Source organism: Micromonospora maritima (assembly GCF_902825405.1).
GTDB classification, from domain to species: Bacteria; Actinomycetota; Actinomycetes; order Mycobacteriales; family Micromonosporaceae; genus Micromonospora; species Micromonospora maritima.
The window spans coordinates 1-3,757 of sequence record NZ_CADEAU010000502.1; the positions used below are offsets into that span (position 1 = coordinate 1).

4 protein-coding genes are annotated in these 3,757 nt (G+C 75.5%); 3 read left to right on the plus strand and 1 reads right to left on the minus strand.

Translation table 11 applies throughout. The annotated features are described in order from the left end of the window. On the minus strand, window positions 1–582 hold a 582-nt coding region (locus HUW36_RS27890; protein ID WP_174530857.1), incomplete at its 3' end, for a YveK family protein. Window positions 583–734: 152 nt separating this feature from the next. Here HUW36_RS27890 and HUW36_RS27895 point away from each other — a divergent pair. The 3 genes from HUW36_RS27895 to HUW36_RS27905 form a co-directional block, all read left to right on the plus strand. Further along, a complete protein-coding gene (locus HUW36_RS27895; protein WP_246248356.1) occupies window positions 735–1,928 on the plus strand; it encodes a hypothetical protein in 1,194 nt (397 codons plus the stop codon). Between the two features lie 2 nt (window positions 1,929–1,930). Further along, a complete protein-coding gene (locus tag HUW36_RS27900) occupies window positions 1,931–2,782 on the plus strand; it encodes a glycosyltransferase (RefSeq protein ID WP_174530858.1) in 852 nt (283 codons plus the stop codon). Then, the coding region (locus HUW36_RS27905) for a glycosyltransferase family 4 protein (RefSeq protein WP_174530859.1) at window positions 2,779–3,757 on the plus strand (979 nt) is incomplete at its 3' end. The genes HUW36_RS27900 and HUW36_RS27905, both read left to right, overlap by 4 nt.

Below are 3,757 nucleotides of genomic sequence, written 5' to 3' on the forward strand. Positions count from 1 at the left end.
CCCGAGGCCGATCGCGAGCCCGCCGAGGACGCCGCCGAGCGCGTGCAGCGGCCACCACACCGGTTCCGGGCGCTGCGGCGCGACGGCGGGCCGGACCACGGCGACCTGGGCCTTGAGCCCCAGCCCGGCCGGGGGCAGGTCACGCCGGGCGATCCGTTGCAACTCGACGGCGAGCGCGTCGGCGATCGCCGCCGCCGTCGTGGCGGACCGGTCGGTGACGGCCACGTCGATCGCCAGGGTGTCCACGGTGGACGACGCCACGACGCGCGCGGCGAGGTCGTCGGTGGTGTACGGCAGGCGGAGCGAATCGATCACCGGGCGGGTCAGCCGGGGCGTGTTCATCATGGTGGCGTACGTCTTCACCCGCCGCTGCATGAGCCGGCCGGCCTCCGGCCCGGACGGGCGGGGCTGCGGCGGGGCGGCCTCCTCGGCCGCGAACGTGACGAGCAGCTGCGTCTCGGCGCGGTAGACGGGGTCCCGGCGCGCGGCCGGAACTCCGGTGACGACGCCGCCCAGCAACGCGAGCGCCACCACGATCGTCCACCGCCGGCCGATCACGTCGCGGTAGCGGGCCAGGTCCACGAGGCGTGAGCCTACCGGGCGGCCCGGAACCCGCCGGGCCGAGCCGTACCCGGCCGGCGGCGATTGCGGAGGGCCGCTCCGGTCGGGTAGAACAGGCCGGCGACGTGGACTCGTCGTGCCCACACATCCGCGCATCCTGGGGGAGGACCGTGGTGGACCTGGCACGGCGTCTCGTCTCCCCCGAACGTCTCTACCTCGTCGCCCTCGGCCTGACCGGGCTCGCCGCGCTGGTGTCGGTGACCCTGCCGGCGGCGGAGCGGGGCGAACTGGCCGCGAACATGGTGAGCGCCACGGTGGGCGCCGCGCTCGGCGGCCTCTCCGTCGACACCTTCCTGCTCTCCCGCCCGGCCGGCTGGATCATGTCCCGGGGCCGGGGGTGGATCGCCGGCATTCTCGCCGTGTCACTCGGCCTCACCGCGCTGGCGGCGGCGGTGCTGACCACCGCGGCCGGCCTGGGCAGCCATCCGGTGGCCATGGCGGCCGGCTGCGCCCTCACCGTCTTCAACACCGCCGCCTCGCTGGGGCTGCGGTTGCGCCGGTTCTGGTTCGTCTACGCCATGCGGGCCCTCGGCGGCGCGGTGCTGGTGGCGGGCTACGGGCTGCTCTGGCTGGGCCGGCGGCTCGACGGTGGACTGTGGAGCGAGCTGTGGTTGGGCGTGCAGGTCGGCGCCGCGACCGTGCTGGGCGTGGCGGTGCTGGTCTGGGCGCGCCGGACCGGGCCGGCACCGGCGGCGACGGCCGGGCGACCGGAGTACCGGGCGGACCTGCTCGCGGTGGGCCGCCTGCACGTCGGGGTGTGCGCGCAGATGCTGACGTACCGGTTGGGCCAGGTGCTGGTGGCCCGGTTCGCCGGCGCGGGTCCGCTCGGCGTGTTCGCGCTGGCCGTGGCGGCGTTGGAGTTCGCGCAGTCCGGCGCCGTGGTGCGGGCGCAGCGAATTCTGGCCGAACGCGACCCGGCCGCCGTCGGCGACCACGGTCGCGAGGTCGTCAAGGGTGCGTTCCCGATCGCCGCGCTGGCCGTCGTCGGCCTGGCGGTCCTCGGCGTGCTGTCCCCGGACTACCGGAACGCATGGGTCTTCGGGCTGCTCCTGCTGCCCGGGACGCTGGCGCTGTCGGCCGGCAAGACGTGGAGCGCGGCGCTGCTCAAGCGCAGCGGCGAGGGGGCGACCACCGCCGTCGCCCTCGTCACCATGTCCGTGTCGGTCGTGCTGTACGTTCTCCTCATCCCGTGGGCCGGCGCCGTCGGCGCGGCGGTCGCCTCGTCGGTCGCCTACTTCGTGTACGCGTTCCGGACGCGACAGCGCCTGCACCGGTCCACGCCGGCACTCGTCAATCGGATGGCCTAGCGGTGGACGTCTCAATCGTCGTTTTGACCTGGGAAGACTTCGAGCGCACCGACGGCTGCGTCCGCTCGCTGCCGGCCGGCGTGGAGGCCGTCGTCGTCGACAACGGCAGCGCCACCGCGATCAGCGACGCGCTGCGGGCCATGTGCGCCGAGACCGGTGCCCGCTACGTCCGCTCCGAGACGAACCTCGGCTACGCCCGGGGCATGAACCTGGGCGTCCGGCACAGCACCCGCTCCCGGGTGATCCTGTCCAACAACGACATCCTGGTGCGACCGGGCGCGATCGAGCGGTTGACCGCCGCACTCGACGACCCGGCGGTGGGTGCGGCGTTCCCGAAGGTGCTCGACGCCACCGGTCGGGACCAGACCGCCGCCGGCCGGTTCCTGACCGTGGGCGCCGGGGTGGCCCACGCCACCGGGCTCAGCCTCGTCTTCCCGAAGCTGCGGATCGTGGCTCCGCCGGAGCGGGGGGACTGGCTCTCCGGGCCGTTCGTGGCGATCCGCCGGGAGACGCTGGACCGGATCGGCGGGGTGGACGAGTCGTCGTTCTTCTACTCCGAGGACCTGCGGCTGTGCTGGGCCGTGCGTCGGCTGGGGCTGCGGCTGGCGTACCTGCCGGAGGCCGTGGTCACGCACGAGGACGACGCGAGCGCGAAGCGCCGGTGGGCCGCGGAGGAGATCGCCCGCCGGCAGACCCGGGAGTTCATCCGGGCCAGCCGCGAACTGGCCGGCTGGCGCGGCACGGTCGCCTGCTCCGCGTACACCGTCGGGGTGCTCGCGCGCGCCGCGGTCGGCGGCGGCGCGGCCCGACGGGCGGTCGCGCGGGGCGCCCTTGAGGGCATGGGTGCCCGATGAGGGTGCTGTTCGTCTGCACCACCGGGGGTTCCGGCCGGCGGCAGCTCGGCGGCGCGGAGCGCTTCCTGGTCGAGATGCTGCCGGCGCTGGCCGAACGGGGCGTCGAGGTGGTGGCCGCCACCCCGGACGACGAGGTGGCGGAGGCGCTGCGGACCGCGGGTGTGCGGTGGCTGCCACTGGGTGCCGCCCGGCGGGTCGACCTCGACTACGCGCGACGGATCCGGACGCTCGTCGACGAGCTGCGGCCGGACGTGGTGAGCGCGCACCTGCTCTCCGCCGCCATGCACGCCCGCGCCGGGCTCGGCCTGCGCGGCCGGCGCACCCCGCTGGTGGTGACCTTGCACAACAGCCTCTGGCAGTACCGCGACGCGGCCGGGTCGCTGCGGGCCAGGGCCGCGGTGCAGGCAAACATCAGCACCGACCTGATGCTCCGCCGGCTCCGACCGCACGCGACCGTCGCGGTCTCCGCCTTCGAGGCGCGGGAGCTTCGGGTACGCGGGAAGGTCCGGGACGTACACGTGATCCCGAACCCGCTCCCCGCGATCTGGCCGGACCCGGCCGACGGACCGGACCCCGCGCCCGGCGGTCCGGTCCGCGTCGGCTTCCTCGGCCGGCTGGAACGGGAGAAGGGGGCCGACCTGCTCGCCGACGTGGCGACCGCGTTGCCCGACGTCGAGTTCCTGGTCGCCGGCGCCGGCACCACGCCGCTGTCGCCACGACCCAACCTGCACCTGGTCGGCCGGGTGGACGCGGCCGCCTTCCTCCGGAGGGTGCACTGCCTGCTGGTGCCGTCCCGGGTGGAGGCGTTCGGGCGCAGCGCGCTGGAGGCGATGTCGCTCGGCGTGCCCGTGGTGCACTCCGGGGTCGGCGGTCTGACCGAGGTCACCGCCGCCGGTGACGGTGTGCTGGCCTACCGGGCCGAGCTGACCGCGCCGGCGTTGGCCGCGGCGGTGCGCGCGGCCACCCGCCCCGGCG